This is a genomic window from Nocardia mexicana NBRC 108244 (assembly GCF_001613165.1).
GTDB lineage: Bacteria > Actinomycetota > Actinomycetes > Mycobacteriales > Mycobacteriaceae > Nocardia > Nocardia mexicana.
On sequence record NZ_BDBV01000035.1, the window covers coordinates 60,122 to 80,291 of the forward strand.

The 20,170-nt window shown below is 67.8% G+C and carries 16 protein-coding genes; 6 read left to right on the top strand and 10 right to left on the bottom strand.

The window, feature by feature from the left end:
* Positions 1-44: 44 nt before the first annotated feature.
* Complete coding sequence (locus NM1_RS14395) at positions 45-1,550, top strand: YfcC family protein (RefSeq protein ID WP_068019627.1); 1,506 nt, start codon at positions 45-47, stop codon at positions 1,548-1,550.
* A 74-nt stretch (positions 1,551-1,624) separates the two neighbouring features.
* Here the strand turns inward: NM1_RS14395 and NM1_RS14400 are convergent, their stop codons facing one another.
* The 3 genes from NM1_RS14400 to NM1_RS14410 all read right to left on the bottom strand — a co-directional run bounded on the left by NM1_RS14400 (position 1,625) and on the right by NM1_RS14410 (position 6,451).
* Entirely contained in the window at positions 1,625-2,443 is an 819-nt protein-coding gene (locus NM1_RS14400; protein WP_068019630.1) for a thioesterase family protein, read from the bottom strand.
* Positions 2,444-2,523: 80 nt separating this feature from the next.
* Positions 2,524-4,257: a thiamine pyrophosphate-dependent enzyme gene (locus NM1_RS14405; RefSeq protein WP_068019632.1), complete on the bottom strand. Its 1,734-nt coding sequence runs from the start codon at positions 4,255-4,257 to the stop codon at positions 2,524-2,526.
* Positions 4,258-4,693: 436 nt separating this feature from the next.
* Positions 4,694-6,451: a BCCT family transporter gene (locus NM1_RS14410; RefSeq protein WP_084519613.1), complete on the bottom strand. Its 1,758-nt coding sequence runs from the start codon at positions 6,449-6,451 to the stop codon at positions 4,694-4,696.
* Positions 6,452-7,022: 571 nt separating this feature from the next.
* On the opposite strand from NM1_RS14410, the gene NM1_RS14415 reads away from it, so the two are divergent.
* Positions 7,023-8,153, top strand: coding sequence for a lipase family protein (locus tag NM1_RS14415; protein WP_246011553.1), 1,131 nt, complete (start codon positions 7,023-7,025; stop codon positions 8,151-8,153).
* A 134-nt stretch (positions 8,154-8,287) separates the two neighbouring features.
* Positions 8,288-8,848 carry an EF-hand domain-containing protein gene (locus NM1_RS14420; RefSeq protein ID WP_068019633.1) on the top strand — a complete coding sequence of 187 codons (561 nt, stop codon included), beginning with the start codon at positions 8,288-8,290 and terminating at the stop codon, positions 8,846-8,848.
* A gap of 8 nt (positions 8,849-8,856) precedes the next feature.
* On the opposite strand, the gene NM1_RS14425 is transcribed toward NM1_RS14420, so the two are convergent.
* The 5 genes from NM1_RS14425 to NM1_RS14445 form a co-directional block, all read right to left on the bottom strand.
* Positions 8,857-9,588 carry an HD domain-containing protein gene (locus NM1_RS14425; RefSeq protein WP_068019636.1) on the bottom strand — a complete coding sequence of 244 codons (732 nt, stop codon included), beginning with the start codon at positions 9,586-9,588 and terminating at the stop codon, positions 8,857-8,859.
* A 20-nt stretch (positions 9,589-9,608) separates the two neighbouring features.
* Positions 9,609-10,070, bottom strand: a complete 462-nt coding sequence (locus NM1_RS14430) for a hypothetical protein (protein WP_068019800.1) — start codon at positions 10,068-10,070, stop codon at positions 9,609-9,611.
* Between the two features lie 97 nt (positions 10,071-10,167).
* The gene (locus tag NM1_RS14435) at positions 10,168-10,614 is read right to left on the bottom strand and encodes a MarR family winged helix-turn-helix transcriptional regulator (protein ID WP_068019639.1); all 447 of its coding nucleotides are present in this window, start codon (positions 10,612-10,614) and stop codon (positions 10,168-10,170) included.
* A 37-nt stretch (positions 10,615-10,651) separates the two neighbouring features.
* Entirely contained in the window at positions 10,652-11,296 is a 645-nt protein-coding gene (locus tag NM1_RS14440) for a DUF305 domain-containing protein (RefSeq protein WP_246011554.1), read from the bottom strand.
* Positions 11,286-12,827 carry an LVIVD repeat-containing protein gene (locus NM1_RS14445; RefSeq protein WP_373864039.1) on the bottom strand — a complete coding sequence of 514 codons (1,542 nt, stop codon included), beginning with the start codon at positions 12,825-12,827 and terminating at the stop codon, positions 11,286-11,288. Before NM1_RS14445 ends, NM1_RS14440 begins: the two co-directional genes overlap by 11 nt.
* 217 nt (positions 12,828-13,044) lie before the next feature.
* Here NM1_RS14445 and NM1_RS14450 point away from each other — a divergent pair, with 217 nt between their 5' ends.
* Together NM1_RS14450 and NM1_RS14455 are read left to right on the top strand one after the other, a co-directional pair.
* Positions 13,045-14,061 (top strand): poly(ethylene terephthalate) hydrolase family protein, encoded by a 1,017-nt coding sequence (locus NM1_RS14450; protein ID WP_147289071.1) that lies wholly within the window; start codon positions 13,045-13,047, stop codon positions 14,059-14,061.
* Between the two features lie 49 nt (positions 14,062-14,110).
* On the top strand, positions 14,111-15,496 hold the full coding sequence (locus NM1_RS14455) for a serine hydrolase domain-containing protein (RefSeq protein ID WP_068019647.1): 1,386 nt from the start codon (positions 14,111-14,113) through the stop codon (positions 15,494-15,496).
* A 47-nt stretch (positions 15,497-15,543) separates the two neighbouring features.
* Here the strand turns inward: NM1_RS14455 and NM1_RS14460 are convergent, their stop codons facing one another.
* Positions 15,544-16,173 (bottom strand): TetR/AcrR family transcriptional regulator, encoded by a 630-nt coding sequence (locus NM1_RS14460; protein ID WP_068019649.1) that lies wholly within the window; start codon positions 16,171-16,173, stop codon positions 15,544-15,546.
* Between the two features lie 199 nt (positions 16,174-16,372).
* On the opposite strand from NM1_RS14460, the gene NM1_RS14465 reads away from it, so the two are divergent.
* Entirely contained in the window at positions 16,373-17,779 is a 1,407-nt protein-coding gene (locus NM1_RS14465) for a lipase family protein (protein WP_425454316.1), read from the top strand.
* Between the two features lie 10 nt (positions 17,780-17,789).
* Here the strand turns inward: NM1_RS14465 and NM1_RS14470 are convergent, their stop codons facing one another.
* Entirely contained in the window at positions 17,790-19,556 is a 1,767-nt protein-coding gene (locus NM1_RS14470; RefSeq protein WP_068019652.1) for an oleate hydratase, read from the bottom strand.
* Between the last annotated feature and the right edge of the window lie 614 nt (positions 19,557-20,170).

The window sequence follows — 20,170 nt, forward strand, 5'->3', positions numbered from 1 at the left end:
GGGAGATTCGCTGGAAATAAGCCCGGGGGTGGTTCCATGACGCCATGGACACTGCCGCCGCCGAGGCCGGGCATCGTCGCCGGTGGACATTCCCGTCCACCTACACCATTCTCGCCGGGGTCACGCTGCTGGTGTGGCTGGCGGCCTTCATCGTTCCGCCCGGTCGATACGACAGCGACGAGCAGGGGCGGCCGATCGCCGGGACGTACCACCGCATCGAGGACGCTCCGGGATTCGTTGCGCGACTGAAGGATCTGTTCCTCGCCCCGGTCGACGGGCTGTACGGCATCCAGGACGACAAGACCGGACTGGTCGGTCCCGACCTGTCCGGCAGCCTCTACGGCGCGGCGGCGGTATTCCTGTTCGTGCTGGCCGTCGGCGCCTTCATCACCGTCGCCTTCGCCACGGGCGCGCTCGAACGCGGCATCGGCAGGCTGGCGTATCGGCTGCGCGAGCGGTCGTACCTGTTGATCGTCGGCGTGATGGTGACCTTCGCGATCGCCGGTACCGTCGAGGGTTTCGCGGAGGAGACGCTCGGGTTCTACGCGCTGCTGGTGCCGCTGCTGCTGGCGCTGGGCTACGACCGCATGACCGCGGTCGGCGCGATCATCTGCGGCGCGGGTGTCGGCGTGCTGTGCGCCACCGTCGATCCGTTCGCCATCGGCACGGCCTCGGCCGCCGCCGGGATACCGATCGGCGACGGCATCGTGCTGCGCCTGATCATGCTGGTGGTGCTCACCGCCGTGACCGTCGCGTACGTGCTCTGGTACGCGCGCCGGGTGCGCAACGATCCGGACAGGTCCTGGTCGGGCTGGCAGCCCGGCGACCGCGACGCCAAAGCCGAAGACCACGAACCGGATCCGATGACCCGGCGGCACGTCGCGGTGCTGTGGCTGGTGGCGCTGCTGTTCGTGTTCATGATCTTCGCGATCATTCCCTGGAGCGAGGTGGTCAACGGGCTGGACGCGAAACCGTTTGCGTGGGAACTGGGTTGGTCGTTTCCGGAACTCACCGCACTGTTCCTGTTCGGCGCGGTGCTGGTCGGGCTCGTCGGTGGCCTGGGGGAGGGCCGCCTGACCGACGAGATCGGCAGGGGGTTCGGCGATTTCGTCGGGGCGGGCTTCGTGATAGTGCTGGCGCGCGGCGTGACGGTGGTCATGAACAACACCCAGATCACCGCCACCGTCCTGCACGCGCTCGAGGGCATCGTGACCGGGACCTCGTCGGGGGTGTTCGCGGTGGCGGTGTTCCTGGTGAACATTCCGCTGGCGTTTCTCATCCCGTCGACCTCCGGGCACGCCACGCTCGCCATGCCGATCATGGCCCCGCTGGCCGATTTCGCGCAGGTGCCGCGGTCGCTGGTGGTGACGGCCTGGGCGGCGGCCTCCGGATGGGCCAATCTGGTCACCCCGACCACGGCCGTGGTGACCGGTGGCATCGCGCTGGCGAAGGTGCGCTATGACCGCTACGTGCGGTTCGTGGTGCCGCTGATGGGGATGTTGTTCGTGTTGATCTGCATGTTCGTGGCCGTCGACGCCTGGGTCGGGTGAACTCGGCCTATATCGCAGTGCCCGGCAATACGATATGGCCGTGTGGAAGGCTGTTCCTGGTCGGTCGGGTGCCTTCAGCGCGTGCCGAGCAGCAGGGTCTGGGCGCTGCGGCCGATCGGGCCCTTCTCGTCGAACAGGCGGGCGTCGACCATGCCGATCCCGCTGCGTTCGGGATGGGTCACCGCGTCCAGGCACACCCATTCGCCGACCGGCTCGCGGGGCAGCGTCACGGTGAGGTCGGTGTTGATGAAAAAGTATCGGCCCCAAGGCAATACGGAGCTGACGCCGTTGCCGAAGTCGGCGGCGGCGAGGGTCCGTTCCAGCGGGCCGGGCGCGGTTCCGGCGACGACCGGACAGCGCAGCCGGATCCAGCACACGGCCGGGCCGGGGGTTTGGAAGGCGCCCGAAACGAAGCGGTAGTCGACGGCGGTGTGGAACCCGACCGGTTGATTGCTGGGGAAGGCGTGTTCGGGGCCGGGCGTGACGGTCTCGGGCCCGGGGTGGGTGCCGGTCGGCAGTAGTTCGCCGGGGACGTCCATTTCCGGATCGGCCCGGCCCAGCCGCCAGGCGCGCGCCGTCAGCACCGGGCCCCGGTCGGAACTCAGTGTGGCCTCGATCAATTCGGCACCGCGCCCGGGCTGGGCGACTCGCGCCTCCGCCGGGACTATGCGCACCTCGGCCCGCAGCGGCGCGATAGGTACCGGCCCCAGAATCTCCACTGCCACCCGCGCGACCCGATACCCCGGCCGCGGCCGGTACCGCTCGATCACGTGCCCCAGCAGGGCCGAGGGCGCCCCGGCATGCTGGGCGTCCGGCGACCACGGCCCCCGGGTCAGCTCGGTGGAGTGGAACAGGTCCGGGTCCGAGGGGTCGGGCGTATACAAGGCATCCATGACGTCCGGAGCCTAATCCCCGGTCCGCCTCTGGGAATGCGACCGAACGCGCGGTATTTCCGGCGTGCTCTCGGCCGGAATCAGAGGAGGCGGATGTTGTGGGTGGCGGTTTCGAGGACCTCGTCGAAATGGCCGTTGAGGGTTTGTTTGGCGAGGCTGAGGGTGAAGCCCGCGGCGGTTTCGGCGGGGACGTGGCCCGGGATCGCGAGGGCGTATTTGTCGACGAGGACGTCGAGCACGAACGGGCCGCCCTGGTGGGCCAGCGCGGTGCGCACCGCCGCCCGCAGGTCGCCCGGTTCCTCGACGCGAATTCCCGTCGCGCCCATGGCCTCCGCGACCTTGGCGAAGTCCGGGTTGTGGAAGTCGGTGCCGTAGGGGACCAGCCCCGCCTCCTGCTGTTCGATATTGACGAAGTCGAGCATGCTGTTGTTCAGCACGATGTGCACGACGGGCGTCCGGCGCTGCACCTCGGTGAGCAGGTCGCCGAGGCCGAGCATGGTGAAACCGCCGTCGCCGCAGAGCGCTATGGTCTGGCGGCCGGGGAAGGCCAGCTGCGCGCCGAAGGCATTGGGGGAGGCGTTGGCCATCGACGCCCACGAGAACGACCCGAACATGCGGCGTTTCGGCCCGTAGGTGATGTAGCGGGAGGCCCAGATCACCGCGGTGCCGGTGTCGGCGAAGAACAGCGCGTCGTCGGCGGCCTCCTCGTTCAGGATCGTCGCCAGATACTCCGGGCGGATCGGCTTCAGGTCCGGTCCCTTGGTGACGTAGTGCTGCATCTGCTTGTGGAAGTGCTCGGTGTGCTTGACGCACTTGTGCAGGAACCGGTCGTTGCTCTTCGGCTCGACCATAGGCAGCAGCTGGTCCACGGTGCCGCCGATGTCACCGACGATCCCGAGCTCGAGCGGCACCCGTCGGCCCAGATGCCTTGCCGCGCGGTCGACTTGGATCACCTTGACCTTCGAGTGCGGCAGGAAGTTCGAGAAGGGGAAGTCGGTGCCCAGCATGAGCAGCACATCGCACTTGTTGATCGCCTCCCAGCACCCGCCGTAGCCGACCAGCCCGGTCATGCCGACCGCGTTGGGATTGTCGTACTCCAGCCACTGCTTGCCCTTCATCGAATAGCCCACGGGGGCTTGTAGTTTCGCGGCCAGCTCGCGTACCTGGACACCGGCGTCGGCGCAGCCGTCGCCGCCGAAGATGGCGACCGTATCGGCCGCGTTGATCACGTCCGCCATGGCACTGATCTCGGGGTACGAGGCCGGGCCGATCCGGGTGGGCGGAACCGCCACGCGCAGCGCGACTTTCGGCGCGTCCGCGGAGGCCACATCGCCGGGCAGCGCGATCACGGTCGGGCCGTGCTCGGCCATCGCCACCGTGACCGCGCTGCTGACGACGTGATGCAGCTGCGCCGGATTGCCGATCCGGCCGATGTACAGCGCGGCGGTGTCGAAGAACTTGTAGGGATTGAGCTCCTCCACCGTATTGCTGTCCAGCACAACGGTTTCGCTGTCACCGGCGATGGCGATCACCGCCGCGCCCTCCTTGCGGGCATCGAGCAGTCCGTTGATCAGGTGGGCGACCCCGGGCCCGGCGGTGCCGCAGACCGCCACCGGCTGCCCCGTCAGGCAGGATTCGGCGACCGCGGCGAAGACGCCGTACTCCTCGTGCCGGACGTGCACGAAGTCGATGGACCCGTTGCGGTGCATCGCATCGATCACCGGGTTCAGCGCGTCGCCGACGATGCCGTAGCAGCGGCGCACCCCGGCCGACACGAGCATTTCCCACATACCGTCGGCGACACTCTTCCCCATGGCTGCTCTCCTTCGCGGGACGTGCGTGAGGTGAAGCCAGTGCAGGTAAAAGACCGATCGGTCGGGATGCTACCGCCTGTGCGGGCGTGGCGCAGCCGGTGTTATCGGAACGGAAGGGGCGGGCAAGATCCTGCCCCCGCGGCGCTGGGGCGCCGCGGGGGCAGGAAATGGTGGGCTGAGTTGCGGGTTGAGGTGGTGGGCTGAGTTGCGGGTTGAGGTGGTGGGCTGAGTCGCGGGGTAGAGGTGGCGAGGCCAAGTCGCCGGGCTGAGCGACGGGGTCGAGGTGGTGGGGCCAAACTGCGGGGCTGGCGTGGTGGGGCTGAGCGGCGGGACAGAGGTGGTGGGGCGGAATGGTCCTGCCCCGCGGCGCTGGGCGCCGCAGGGCAGGAATGACGGGGCTGAGCCGTGTGCGGTTGTGACGGGGCTGAGCCGTGGGCTAGTCCGCCTTCGGTTTGCCGGGTTCGGCTGGGGCGTCGGTGGGGGTTTCCTCCACCTCGACTATCTCGACTGCCTCGGTGACCAGGCCGAATTCGCTGTCGTGCTGTTCGGTGCCCTGGAGGACCGCGTTTTCGATCAGCAGCGCGCCGTGCTGTTCGCGCAGGATGATCGGGTCGGAGCGCACGTCCTTGTACAGCGCCACACACATCAGGCCCATGACGATCGCGAATGGTAGCGAGACCACCGTCGTCAGGGCCTGTAGCCCGTTCAAGGCGCCATCGAGGTCCTTCGGATCGGCGATGACGAGCATGATCGCGGCGACGGCGCCGGTGGCCGCACCCCAGAACGTCACGGTCACCTTGGACGGTTCCAGGCTGCCCTTCTCCGACAGCGTGCCCATCACGATCGATGCGGCATCGGCGCCGGAGACGAAGAAGATCGCGACCAGGATCATCACCAGCGCGGCGGTGAACGACGCGATCGGGTAGTGATCGAGCAGGCGGAACAGCGCGTTGTTGGAGTCGACCGAGCCGTTCGCCTCGGTCAGGTCGCCGGTCTCGCGCTGCTGGAAGATGCCGGCGCCGCCGAAGATCACGAACCACACCAGGCTCACCAGGCTGGGCACCAGCAGCACGCCGGTCACGAACTGCCGGATGGTGCGGCCGCGGCTGATGCGCGCGATGAACATGCCGACGAACGGGGTCCACGAGATCCACCACGCCCAGTAGAAGATCGTCCAGCTCGACAGCCACGCCTTCTCGGCCTCGCCGCCGCTGACCGCGGTGCGCGAGGCCATCGAGGGCAGCTTGGCGATGTAGTCGCCGAGCGCGGTCGGCAGGAAGTTGAGCATGAACAGCGTCGGGCCGAGCACGAACACGAACAGCGCGATGATCAGCGCGAGCACCATGTTGATGTTCGACAGCCACTGGATGCCGCGGTCGATGCCGGAGATCGCGGAGAAGATGAACGCGATGGTCAGGGCCGTGATGATGAGAACCAGGCTGACCTTGCCGACCGAGTCGACCCAGCCGTTGAACTCCATGCCCGCGCCGATCTGCAGCGCGCCCAGGCCCAGCGAGGCGGCCGACCCGAACAGCGTCGCGAAGATCGCCATCATGTCGATCGCTTTGCCGCCCCAACCCTGGGAGTAGCGGCCGAGGATCGGGCGGAACACCGCCGAGATCAGCTGCGAGCGGCCCTTGCGGAAGGTGCCGTACGCGATGGCCAGGCCGGCCACGGCGTAGATGGCCCACGGGTGCAGCGTCCAGTGGAACAGCGTCTGCGCCATCGCCGTCTCCGCGGCCTGATCGGTCTGCGGGTCGGCGGTGCCCGGCGGCGGCTTCACGAAGTGCGTCAGCGGTTCGGCGACGCCCCAGAACATCAGGCCGATGCCCATGCCCGCGCTGAACATCATCGCGATCCAGGAGACGGTCTTGAATTCCGGTACTTCGTCGTCGTGGCCGAGCGGGATCTTGCCGTAGCGGCTGGCCGCCATCCAGAGAACGAAGACGACGAAGGCCGACGCGATCAGGACGAATAGCCAACCGGTATTGGTAATGACCCAGGATTGCGCATCCGACGAGGCGGACGCGAGGCCCGTCTGGTTGAGGATGCCCCAGGCGACGAACGCCAATGAGCCGATCGCGGTGATGCCGAAAACCCACCGGTCCAAACCGAGTTTGGTCGGCGGTTTTCCGAGCGAATCCTCGGTGCTGTCATCTGATCCGTCGGATTTGCGGCCGGTGTCTATCGACATCAGATCCGAGTCCTTTCAGAGTATGGGCGCAGGCCTGCATGAAGCCCCCATTACTGGTTTGGGCAACCGTACAGCGTGCGGGGTGGTCATGCAGCCGGTACCACCGTTTCGGGTGGCCGCGCACCCCCACTACGCTGGTGGGATTCGGCTGTAGCTACCGTGCGCGCCGCAGTGTCGGGTGTGCCGCAATGGCCTGATCTACCAGTGCGAACCGGTATTCCGAGGATCATATTGCCGAGGTCTGCTGCGGCTTCCGCAACCCGCCGGTAGCGGACGGGGGAAGTTTCGACGCGTCGGAGTGTTTTCGGTGGCCGACGGGAGTGTTGGATGCGGTCAATCCTGGAATTGCCATCCGTGGCAAGGGCTTTGTGCGGAGGAATGCCGGATGTCGTTTGCCGCGGTCCGCTCCGGGGAATTTATCAGTTGGCGAGAAGGTTGGTATCTCAGTGTCTCGTGTTCTGGTCGATGTTATGTCACCATGATCATGAGCGCGGCCGGAAGGCGTTGCGACAGTTGAAGAGTGGGTTCGGTCGGCACGGTCGGCTACCCCGAGGTGGAAGGCGGGTCAACGGTGACCGCACATCTGAGCCAGGGGCCGATCGCGGCCATCGCCGACGCCCGGCCGGGCCGATTGCTGGAGGCCCGTCCCATGCGGGCGTATCTGCTTCCGGGACTGCGACTCCCGGCGCGCGCATGGTGGGTTCGCTACAGCACCACCACGGCCCACGGTGCACCGACGGAGGTGACCGGGACGGTCCTGGTGCCGTCGACGCCCTATTCCGACGGACCGCGTCCGCTGGTCGGCTATGCCGTCGGGACCCAGGGGCTCGCGAATATCTCGGCCGCCTCGTGGCAGTTCCGCCGCGGCCTCGAATACGAGTCGCTGTTCCTGACGCGGGCGCTGCGGCGAGGTTGGGCGGTCGCGGTCAGCGACTACCCCGGGCTGGGCACTCCCGGCTCGCATCCCTACGTGATGGGCCGCGCGCTGGGCCCCGCCGTGCTCGACAGCATGCGGGCCGCGCGGCAGCTGCCCGAGGCGGGCCTGGAACCCGATGGGCCACTGGGCATCTTCGGCTACTCCGAGGGCGGCTGCGCCGCGGGCTGGGCCCTGCAGCTGCAGCCCGGCTATGCCCCCGATCTCCCACTGGACGGCGGTGCGGTCGGCTCCGCGCCCGCCGACCTGGAGGGGATGTTCGAGCATCACGACGGCGGCCGCTTCGCCTTCCTGCTGTTCTACGCGGTGCTCGGCATCGATGCCGCCTACCCGGAGCTCGACGTGCTGTCACTGCTGAATCCCGTGGGCCGCGCGCTGGCCGGGATCCTGCGCCGCACCCACGTCGTTCCGGGCGCGGCGCTGGGCATCGGCGGCGGCATGCTGCTGCCGACAAGATCGGCCCGCTACGTGCGCCGCTCGCCCCTGGAGGTGCCGGAGGTGCTGGCGCGCCTGCGCGAGAACCGTTTGGGCGCAATGGCTCCCGTCACGCCGGTACTGCTGGCGGGCGGCACGAAGGAGCAGATCGTCCCGTTCGAGCAGATGACCCGGCTCTACCGCGATTGGCGCGCCCTCGGCGTCGACGCCACCTTCCTCACCATGCCGAACCGCGAACACGTCGGCGGCGCCTTCTCCTTCGCCCCCAGGGCCTTCGAGTTCCTCGGCGAACGCTTCGCCGAGCACTCGACGGTCCGGGAGCGGAGCGCCTGAGTCGGTGCCACGTCCGACGAGGCCGCGCATCCGGGACTGAATCACCTGCGCTGCTGGACGTTTCGCCGATAGGATGAGGTCGGCGCCGGGGGCTCGGCGTTCTCTGCTGGACTCGATATGAGACGAGGGTGGCAATGGAGATCGGCAATTTTCTGCGGCGCAAGCTCGAGCGACGTTTCCAGACTTTCGATTTCGACGGTGACGGCCGGATAGAGCGCGCGGATTTCGCGACATCGGCGACGGCGCTGGCCGACGAGTGCGGCTTGGGCGCCGACTCGCCCGACCGGAAGCGGCTGCTGGAGCTGAGCCTCGGCCTGTGGGAGCTGCTGGCGCAGGCGGCCGACACCACCGGCGACGGCACGATCGATCTGCACGAATACCAGCGGGCCTTCGCCGACGGCCTGCTGGTGACCGAGGAAACGTTCGAACAGGGATATCGCCCGTTCCTGGAGACGATCGTCGCGATCGCCGACACCGACGGCAGCGGCAGGCTCGACGCCGAAGAACACGTCCGCTGGACCGGCGCGCTGATGCATCTGCCCGAGGCCGACGCTCGCGAGATCCATCGCCGCCTCGACACCGACGGCGACGGCCAGATCGGCACCGACGACCTGCTGACCGCCATCCACGACTACTACTTCGACGACGATCCGGACGGCGTCGGCAGCTGGCTACTGGGCCGCCTGCCGAGCTGAGGCCCCGCTCAGTCGTTCCAGCCGCTGGTGGACAGGATCTGTTCCCAGGACGGCACCAGGTGCGGATGTCGTTGGCGGACGATCTCGGCGGCCAGCGAGCCCGGTACGGCCTTCTGCGGTTTGGCGACGGCCTGTGCCTCGACGTCGTTCGACAGTGCGCGGGCGCCGCCCAGGCGCGGGTAGGCCGCGTGTACGCGGTCGGCGTAGCCCGGCGGGAGGTCGTCGGGGCTTGCTCCGATGTCGATTCCGATGCCCTCCACCGCAATCCAGATCTCGGCGGGACGGCGCCGGCGGTATACCGGTGAGCTGCTGAGACCGGTGGTGTGCGCGGCGATGGCATCCCAGATCACGTCGACCCGGTCGTCGCGCACGCCGTGGTCCTCCAGGAACCGCGCCGCGTAGTCGGCGCCGTCGACCTCGAATCTCTGGTCTCCGTTGGCGGTTTCGGTCAAACCCATGTCGTGCAGGGCGCAGATGAGGAACATGTTTTCGTCGTCGAAATCCGTGCCCGGGCGCAGGCCCTGAGCGCCCGCGACGGCCAGGCCGAACAGGTAGCCGCGGATGGAGTGGTTGCGCAGGTACGGTTGCTGTTCGGCGGTGATCAGCCGATGTGCCTCGGCGGCAAGGGGAGTCGCGGGCAGGGCGAGCGGATCGCCGTCCGCTGCGGCCGGGAATCCGGTCAGCGCCAGGGCGCCCCCGGCGAGTCCGGCACCGACGATTGTGCGGCGGGATACAGACATTCGAGTCTCCTCGGATTTGTTCAGTGGGCGCCCGGGCGGACGATCATGAGGACCACGACCACCGCCCACAGCAGGTTGTAGATTCCGGCGAGCATGGTCAGGGTGCGCAGGCGGCCGCCGTCGTCGGGATGGTCGAGCGCCTCCCGTTGCATCGGGGCGATCTGGACGAGCAGGGCGCCCGCGACGGCCGTGAGGATCATGGCCGCGGAGATCCAGATTTCGCCCATCCGCCCCTGGACGGCCGCCAGGACGATGCCGACGGCGGGCACGATGAGTGCCGGGATCGCGTAGCCGCGAGTGATTCGGTGCAGTGCCGCGGCCACCGCCGGGCTGCGTTCCGCGCGTATCGGCTCCGGAGACGGGGCCGCATCGGCCGCGACGGCCACCGGGGCATAGCGCGGAAACAGGCTCGCGGCGACGGCGGAACCGCCGACGAAGACGATGCCCGCCAGCACGTGGATCGACAACAGCACAAGCTCCATGAACTCCTCCACCTTTCAGGGTGGCTGAAGCTTAGCATTGAGCTTCAATGAAGTTGAAGGTTGTGCGTAAGGTCACCCCGTCATCGAAAAGGAAAGGTCAGGAAGGGGTTTCTCCGGTGAACGCGTCGACCAGGGCCTTGCCTGCCCGCTGCAGAATCGGGTCGGATTCGGGCCCGAACAGCTTCGCGTCCACCTCGGCGATCGCCTCCCTGGCCGACCGCAGCAGCCGCGCGCCCTTCGGCGTGAGTTCGATCGTCGACGCCGATCCGGCCCGGGCCGTACGGTCGCGCACCAGTCCCGCGTTCACCAGCGCCTTCACCGCGGTGTGCACGCTCTGCACGCTGATGCTCGACATGCGCGCCAGATCGCTGAACGAGGCCCCGGGAACACCCGAGATATGGCCGAGCAGCCCGAGTCGGCTGACGGTGAGGTCCAGCGGCGCGAGGGCGGCGGCGAGCTCGGCCTCGACCTTTCGCGCGATCGTGAGCGCGAGGATCGAGGCGCTGGTCACGGGTGGATCTGAGCGGCCGTCGTCGGTGGACATCGTTCCAGTTTCCCGCATCGCGGGACCCCTCGGTTGCTCACGGGTAGGGCAGCGCGTCGGCGCCGCGGGCCGCGAGCAGGGCGGTCATGAGGCTGATCTCGCTGTTCTGCTGCCGGACGAATTCGATCGCGGCACGGCGGACGGCGCCGGTACGGCTGCGGTCGTAGGCCGCCTGCGCCATATCCACGCCGCCGCGGTGATGCCGAATCATCAACTGGAGAAACAGCCTCTCCGCATCGGTTCCGCGCAGCCCCGCCAGGCGGGCGAGCTCATCGGTGCTCGCCATGCCCGGCATCGGCGGCCCGCCGTGCGGATGCGCGCCGCCGTGCTGCCCGCCGTGCTGCATCCAGGCCATCGAGCCGTCGGAGGCCAGGGGCTCCTCGGCCAGCACCAGCCAGCCCCGCATCATGGCGATTTCGGCCGTCTGGGCGGCGGCGATCTGATCGGCCTGGGCGCGTATCTGCGGTATCACCTCGCGAGACAGCGTGTGCGACAGCAGGATTGCCTGATCGTGATGGGCGGACATGTCCTGGGCGAATCCGATGTCGACGGCCGACAGCCGGACGCCGGGCCCCTCCGGTGCGGGGCCCGTCCAGCGCCCGGCGCCGAAAGCGATCAGTGCGATCGCGACAACTGCTGCGGACCAGGCCGTTCCGCGAATGATGCGTGCCCTACGAGCCAACGGTCGAGTCCTGGTCCGCGGGTGGGGAATACACGTTGTCGCTCAGCTCCAGTGCCATGAACCCGTTGTCCGAGCACGAGGTCCAGATCTGGTTGCCGCGGAACTCCGGCGGCGACAGGCACCAGTCGGCCGACAGGTCGCCGAATGCCAGCTGCCCGAACCGCGGCCCGAACAGCGTGCCCGGGTCGACTCGGCCCGCGATGCTGTCGCGCAGCAGCGGGATCAGGCCGAAGACCGGCACGCCCAGGGTCGAGGCGACCGCATGCGGTGAATTCGGCAGTTGCAGAGCGTTTTTGCCGGTCTGTGCGGGCGGGTTGTAGTAGGCGATCTCGTGAATATCGTCGATATCGCGCACGTCGAACACCCTGATCCCGGCCTGCCCCCACGAGCAGGCCAGGGCGGTCGGATCGGTCTGCCGGTCGGCCGCGCAGTAGTGCGAATCGTAGGAGTACGCGGAACCGCCCATGGCCGAACGCCATTGGTCGTCGATATTGCCGGGCAGCTGCACCTCGAGCTTGAGCGTGCGCACGATCTCGGCCCGCCGCGGATCGGAGACGTCGATCAGTTTGACGCCGCCGGAGCTCGCCTCGTCGGGCGTGAAGATATAGGGCGTGCCGCCGTAACTCACCGGCACGCTGTGCTGATTGAACAGCCCGTCGGCCCACAGATAGGTGGCCAGCTGCGGCACCACCGGATACGGGTCGCGGCGTTGAATCGCGCCGATATCGAGGATATTGATGCCGGACTGGATCGACAGGTACATCCGATTGCCGTCCGGGCTGATGCCGAAGCCGTGGTCGGTCAGGGCCTGCAGGCTCTGCCAGATGATGCGCGGGTTGGCGGGATCGCGGATATCGATCGCGCTGAGCACGCCCGGCCCGACGCCGGAGGCCCAGTAGGTGTTGCCGTCCGGCGAGAAGCCGCCCTCGTGCGACAGGAACGGCAGCGGCATCGTCAGGTCGGTGCCCGGCCCGCGATTGAGCAGCCGCGGATGGGCGCAGTCGGAGATGTCGTACACCGAGAAGTAGGCGGTGCCCATGGCCACCGGAACCGCGGTGGCGGCCAGCAGCTTTCGCTCCTTGTTGACCTTCAGCGACTCCCACGTGCCGCCGAGCATCGCCGGCTCGTTCAGCGAGGCCGTGCGCACCGGGCGGGCGGGATCGGAGACGTCGAGCACGTGCACGCCCGGCGCCGCCGCGTCGAGCAGGTTCCCCGGGAAGAACGTGCTGGTGTAGGAGCAGTGCTCGAAGGTGACCGAGAGGACGCCGCCGCCCTGCTCCTGCAGGCCGCCAACCTGAAACATGTTGCACCGGTAGCCCTGCCTGCTGCGGCCGCTGCTGCGATCCTCGGCGGGGACGTCGCCCTGCAGGCCCGCCTCCGGCATCGAGCCTGGACCACATTCGGCGCGCGGCACCGAAACCGTGCCTATCTCGGTAAAAGTGGTCGTTCCGGCACTGGCTCCGGCGGGCGCCAGCACGGCGATCAGTACGGCTGCGAGCGCCGATCCAGCGGCGCGTGTCCACAGTGACACGTTCTCCACCCCCTTGCGGTTAGAACGTGTTGCAGCATATGTGCGCGCGGTGGTCGCTGTCCGGGAATCGGGGGATTCGATGCGGGCGGGGCGCTGTCTTGATTCATTGCCGTTGCTTGTGTCCCGAGCCACATTTCGCTAACCTCGCTCCATTGCGAGACTGACCCGTCTCACTTTTTTCTCGTGACGGGTCGCGGTACCGAGGGGAGACTCATCGATGAGGATGAGCACGACGCTGCGCGCGTTCGCGGTCGTAACGGCGACTGCGCTTGCGCTACTGGCGAATACGTCGACCGCGCCCACTGCGCGGGCCGACGACCTGATGCCCGGCGTCACCGCCCGGAGCGTCTTCGGCGAAACCGGACCGCATCCGGTGGCGACGGCGGTGCGCACCAACCCGTGCACGGAATCGGTGTTCGGCATGGTCATGCACATCGGCGCCCACATCCTGGGCAATCGCGACGATCCGACCTGCACCCAGGCGTTTCCGTACGGGTTGGAGTCGCCGATCGGGGTCAATACCTACTATCCGGCCGATATCGCCGATATGCCGGACGCGCCGTTGATCGTCATGATGCCCGGCGCCAATGCCAACGCGGGCATGTACGACGCGCTGGCCCGCCAGTGGGTCGGCCACGGGTTCGTGGTGGTGATCCCGTACGACCACGAGAACTCGCTGCTGCATGTGCCCGCGATGGGGCTGGCGGTCGCCGTGCTGGCCGATCGTGACCCGAATTCGGTGCTGCACAACAAGATCGACCTGGGTCGAACCATTTTCGCGGGCCATTCGGGCGGTGGGCAGGCGGCGCTGCAGGCGGCCTCCGTCGTGCCGGGAGTCGCCCAGGCCATAGACCCGGACCTTCGCGTGGCCGGGACCCTGGCCATCGAACCCGGCCCACTGGCGGCCGGGCCCGCGCTCACCGTTCCGACCCTGTTCCTCACCGGCTACAACGATTTCATCGTGCCGGACTTCGCCTGGGTGCGGTGGTGGCAGTACAACCTGACCCACAACGCCCCGGCCTGGATTGCCAACGCCCGCGGCGTGAGTCACGCCAGCCCGATCGACGGGGTCGACGCGTACCTGTCGTCCGGCACCGCGCTCGCCTGGCTGAAGTACGTGGCATTCGGTGACGAGACCGCGGCGCGATTCTTCGTCGGACCCGACTGGTTGCTGCGCTCGGACAAGACCTACTTCAGCGTCGAACGCAACGCGCTTGCCGACGCCCTGCCATGAATCCGACTGCAGCCCGGTGTTTTTCGATACCGAGACAGGAAGATCCCTGATGCCGATCCGCAACACCCTCCTGGCCGCCGCGGCGCTGTCCGTGCTGCCCTTCGCCGCACCGCTCGCGGCGGCCGATCCCGGACCCGAGGCCGCGTGCGCGGAACCCGCGGCCGGTGCGGCGTTCCGGGGCGCCGATCCCGCCGAGGTCGGAATGGACCCTGCCGCGACGCATGCCGCACTGGAATTCGGGACGCGCACAGGCGGTGTCGCGATCCAGGTCTATCGGCACGGCTGCCTCGTCGGCGATCGCACGCCGACCGGGAACGTGCCGCTGCCGCTGGCCAGTGCGACGAAGGGGGTGGCCTCCGCGGTGGTCGGCCGCGCGGTCACCCTGGGGTACTTCGGACTCGACGATCCGCTCGGAAAGTTCTTCCCCCAGGCGGATTCCGCCCATGCCGGGCTGACGGTCCGCCAGGTGCTGAACCAGACGACCGGCCTGCATTTCAGCTGGCCAGCCGACGTGTCGGGCCTCTACACCGATTCCGTGCTGCAGACCCTGGCCCAGCCCGCCGAGTACCCGCCGGGCACGACGTTCCAGTACGCCCAGAACGTCCTCGCCCTGCTGCCGAAGATCATCGAGCGCACCACCGGGACGGACTTCCCGGACTTCGCGCAGCGGGAACTGCTGCAGCCCTTGGGTATCGCGCGCGAGAACTGGATCTGGCTGCGGGATCGCAGCGGCAATACGGCCGTCAACGGCGGCCTCGCCATGCGGCCGGACGACCTGGGCCGACTGGGGCAGCTGATGTTGCACGAAGGTGCCTGGGGCGGAACGCAACTCATCGACCCCGACTACATCGGGCAGGCCCGCACGGGCAGCGATGCGAACCCCGGCTACGGATTCCTGACCTGGCTCAACTCGAGCGACACCTATATGGGTGTCGAGGCTCCCAGATCGCTGCGGCACGACAATCCACAGTTCCCCGGATCGCCGCGGGACATGTATTCGTTCGAGGGCGCGCTCGGCCAATTCGTGACCGTGGTGCCCAGCCGGGACATGGTCATCGTCCGCCTCGGCGTCCCCACGCGCCTCGACACCAAGAACCCGATCTCGATGGTCACCGGTTCCGGTAATCCGGACACGAAGGAGCTGTATCACCGAATCACCGCCGCGGTCACCGATTTACCTGCCGAGCCGTACGTGAATCCGTACACGCTCCCGAGCCCGCCCCTGTCGATCCGCAACCTCGACGATCTGGCGAAACTGGCCGACCCGCTCAACGCCGCGGCGATCCTGCTCGGTGTCGGTCCGTACGCCTCGACCGGCTGTAATGTGCTGTGGTGCAACGGAAAACCGGTACCCGTGGATGTGTTCCGGGCGATCCTCGACACCGGCGGCCAGGTTGCGGCGGCGGTCCTCGGTCTGCAACACGGGCCGCGATAGCCGGCGTTCGGCTCCGTGCCGGTGCGCGTCCGGTGTCGCGCGAGCGGCTACTCGGTGACGACCAGCGCGGCGGCGACGGGGCCGAGCGCCTGCATCAGATCGCTGATCGGCGGCCGGGGATCCGACAGCAGCCACTCGTGCGCCATGGCGTTGATGGCGCCGATGAGGGCGCTGGCTCCCCAGGTCGTACCGCCCGCGATGCGCGCCCCGGGCCCGGCGACCGAGGAGACGATGGTCTCCAGCGTGCGGGTCCACGTGCCCCGGCGCTCGCGGCGATGCTCCTCCATCCGGTCGCTGACGCCGACGACCTCGATGAACGCGACCTTGGCGCGATGGTGATCGGAGCCGACCGAGTCCAGGAACGCGGTCAGCACCACCTCGATCACGTCCTCGATGGTCGTGCCCGGCGGCACCGTGGCCAGCGCCTGGGTGATGGCCTCGCCCGCCTCGTCGTGGATGTGGTCGTAGGCGGCGACCAGCACGTCCTCGCGGGTCTGGAAGATCTCGTAGAACTGGCGCTTCGACAGTCCGGCGGCCGTGCAGACGTCGGCCAGCGAGCAGTTCGCGTAACCGCGTTCGGCGAAGATCCGTATCGCCGCGTCGACGAAGCGTTGCCGCCGTTCGGCTTTCCGCTCCGTGACGGCGCGGCCGCCGTACTGTCTCTCCGCTGTGGTCACCCGGCCACGGTATCTCAGCGGTCGGCGGCATCCGGGGTTCCGGCCGGTCATGGCCGGGATCGGGACACGCTCCCCGTACCCTCCCGGTCGATGTCGCGATGTGAGCCGGGCATCCCGTGGGGGAGGGTTGCGATGCAGATCACGCCTGTGTCATAGTCTCTTCATCTGTGAGACTCGGGGGTTTCACATTGTTGGAGAGGTGTCAGTGTTGACAGTGACGAGGAGGCGCACCGGCGCGGTGGCGGCCCTGCAGGTCGTGGTCGCGGCGACGGCCCTGTTGTTCGCATCGGGAACGGTGGCCGCCCAGCCGCCGGAGCCCGCGGCCGTTCCGGTGCAGCCCGCGGCCGCGCTGCCGATGCCGCCCGAGCTGGACCCCGCGTTCTATCACCCGCCCGCCGAGGTGGTGGCGGCGAAGGCGCCGGGGGAGATCATCGCGGCGCGGCAGGTGAATGTCGCCAATTTCGGGCTCATCCCGGTGAATGTCGACGCCTGGCAGCTGTCCTACCGCTCCAACAACAGCCGCGACGAGCCCATCGCCGCGGTGACGACCGTGCTGAAGCCGCGGGGCTCCGCGCCCGACAAGGTGCTGTCGATGCAGATCGCGGCGGACTCCCTGGCGCAGTACTGTTCTCCGTCGTACGCGGTGCAGCAGTGGTCGGTGGGTTCGTTCGTCGGGCAGGTCGTCGCACCGGCCGAATTCGTCATCGCCCAGGGCGCGGTGCAGCAGGGCTGGGGCGTGGTCATCCCCGACCACCAGGGCCCGAACCAGGCGTATGCCGCCGGGCCGCTGGCGGGCCGGATCACCCTCGACGGGGTCCGCGCCGCACGCAATTTCGACCCGATGCGGATCACGCAGGACGCGCGGATCGGCCTGTACGGGTACTCCGGCGGGGCGATCGCCACCGGACATGCGGCGGAGCTGAAACAGAGCTACGCGCCGGAGCTCGATATCGTCGGTGCCGCCGAGGGCGGGGTACCGGCGGATCTGGGTGTGACGCTGAACGTGGCCAACGGCCAGGCCACCGCCGGGCTGATACTGGGTGCCGTGCAGGGGATCTCACGCGAGTACCCGGATTTCGCCAAGTTCCTCGACGAGAACATGGACCTGCTCGGCAAGGCGGTGACGACCGTGCAGAGCGGGCTGTGCGTGCAGTACCTGTCGAGCTTCCCGTTCCTGAACCTGAAGGGCATGCTGCGGACCGCCGGGGATCCGATGCAGCACCCGGCGGTAGTCGACGTGCTCGACAAGACCCGGATGGGCAAGTCGGTGCCGGACATGCCGATGTACATCTGGCAGGGCAACCCGGATGAGGTCATCCCGGTCGGGCAGGTGAACACGCTGGTGGATACCTACTGCCAAAGCCCCTCTGCCACTGTGCAATACACGCGTGAGCATTTCGCCGAGCACGTGGCGACGGAGATCTCCGGTGTCGCCCCGGCGCTGCTGTGGATGCGCGATCGGCTCGACGGTGTTCCGGCCCAGCAGGGCTGCAGCACCGGTGACGCGGGCTGGCTTGCGTTGGACCCCAACGGCTTCCAACTGTTGGCCTCCACCTTCGGTGAGACCTTCGCGTCGTTCTTCGGCAAGCCGATCGGGGTGAAGTAGGTGCCGCGCCTCAGTGGTCGCCCACCAGCCCGAATTCCGTGAGCAGCTCCCCGATTTCGGTGGCGTCCAGCTTCTCGAGCAGCTTGCGTCGCAGGATCTCCGGGCCGGGGAGCCGCACCTCCTTGCCGTCGCGCAGCCGGCTCGTCGCCGCGAGCAGCTTGCGGATGTCGTAGGTCGAGTTGAAGACCTCCGGCACGCCGCGCTCGATGCCGAGCAGCCGGTAGGCGGCCTCCATGCCGGTGCGGACGGAGTACTCGGTGGTGAAGATGCAGTCGCGGGTGGTCTCGGCGAACTGGCCGATGAAGGCGAAGTTCACCCCGCCCCGGGGCACGATGTCGGGGCGGTCACCGGCCTGGCGCGGCATGAAGAATGCCGTGATGTAGGGCATCATGACCGGCACGCACTTGGCGGCGCTCGCGGCGAGCTCGGGGATGTCGGCCTCCGGAACGCCCAGGTGGTACAGCCATTCCTGAGTGATCTCCTCGCCGGTGCACTCCTGCATCGGCTTCCGGACGTAGTCCCCGGGCACGTCCACGAACAGCGAGTACACCCACACCACGATCTGATCCTTCGGCTGCTGCTTGAAATGCGGCTGCCGGTTCACCGTCCAGCTCATCAGCCATTTCGAATCGCGCACCGTCACGATGCCGCCGGTGACGACCTTGCCGCTGAACGGATCTCGCTTGCAGATCTTCTGAATGTATTCGGGGATACGCTGATCCAGCGTCGTGACCGTCGCCGATTCCCACTTGGTCTCGGGGATGTGCCCGCCGAACACGTCGGGTCGGCCGAACGCCGGATCCTTGGCCGCGATGCGCCGCCACAGATCCCATGCGGGCGCGGGGCCTTCGTTCAACTTCGCGGCGGTGTGGTGGTCACCCTCGTCGGAGTTCTCGGTGAGCGAGCCGATGGTGGTGAACACCAGATCGTCCGGGCCCAGGTCCACGCCGCCCTCCGCGCCGGTCGAGACCCAATGGATCCTGGTGGCCTGCTTGCGTTCCGGGGTGATCTCGAAATCGATATCGGTAACGGTGGTGTCGAACTTGAACTTCACGCCCTGGTCGAGCAGCCAGGTGTACAGCGGCAGCACCAGCGATTCGTACTGGTTGTACTTGGTGAACTTCAGCGCCGTGAAGTCGGGAAGTCCGCCGATGTGGTGGATGAAGCGGTGCAGGTACAGCTTCATCTCCAGCGCGCTGTGCCACTCCTCGAAGGCGAACATGGTCCGCCAGTACATCCAGAAGTTGCTGTCCAGGAAGTCTTTTCCGAAGACCTCGTTGATGCGCTTGTTCTCCATCTCCCCGCGGGTGGCGAGGAATACCTTGGTGATGTCCTTCTGCGCCCGGTCGGTCAGGGTGAACAGGCCGTCGGTGTGGGCGTCCTGCCCGCGCTTCACCGTGGCGCGCTGCAGCGACGAGTTCGGATCGTCCTTGTTGAGCCAATAGAATTCGTCCAGGACGCTGGCGTCGTCGATCTCCAGGGAGGGCACCGAGCGAAACAGGTCCCACAGGCATTCGAAATGGTTCTCCATCTCGCGGCCGCCGCGAATCACGAAGCCCTTCTTCGGTTCCCGGATCCCGTCCAGCGCACCGCCGGGGATCCGCAGCTCCTCCAGGATCGTGATCTTGTTGCCCGGCATCCGCCCGTCGCGGATGAGGAACGCCGCCCCCGACAGCGAGGCGAGACCCGCGCCGACGAACCAGGCCGTCTTGTCATCGACCCCCGCGGGCTTGCGGGGGCGGGCGAAGGCCTCGTAATTGCCACTGCTGTAGTACATGTGCTCCCTCTCTACGTTCGGGAATACGGGGTGGCTGCGCCTGTGGGGATCGGGAATACGGGGTGCTGCGCCTGTGGTGATCGGGAATACGGGTGGCTGCGCTTGTGGTGATCGGGAATTCGGGGTGGCTGCGCTTGTGGGGATCGGGAATTCGGGGTGGCTGCGCTTGTGGGGATCGGGAATTCGGGGTGGCTGCGCTTGTGGGGATCGGGAATTCGGGGTGGCTGCGCTTGTGGGGATCGGGAATTCGGGGTGGCTGCGCCTGTGGGGAACGGGAGTACGGGTGGCTGCGCTTGTGGGGAACGGATCGTCGATCAGCCGTGATCTGTGCTCGCGCAGCTCCAGCGCCGCGCGGAAGTCCTCGTTGTAGACCATCGGCAGCAGCTCGACCTTGTAGGCGGCGTAGCGGAACAGCATCACGACAGCAACATGTGCGGCCTGGGGATCTCGTGGGTCGAAACCTCGTTCGGCGAAGAGCGCAGCTGCGACGTCCAAGATGCAAGAATGCTTGTCCTGCATGGTATTTTCACGCCGAACGAGGTGGGATGCGCGAGGTGGCGCAGCCATCCGACACCTCCCGCTCTCGATTTGAGAATGAGCGCGCTCACTCAGGA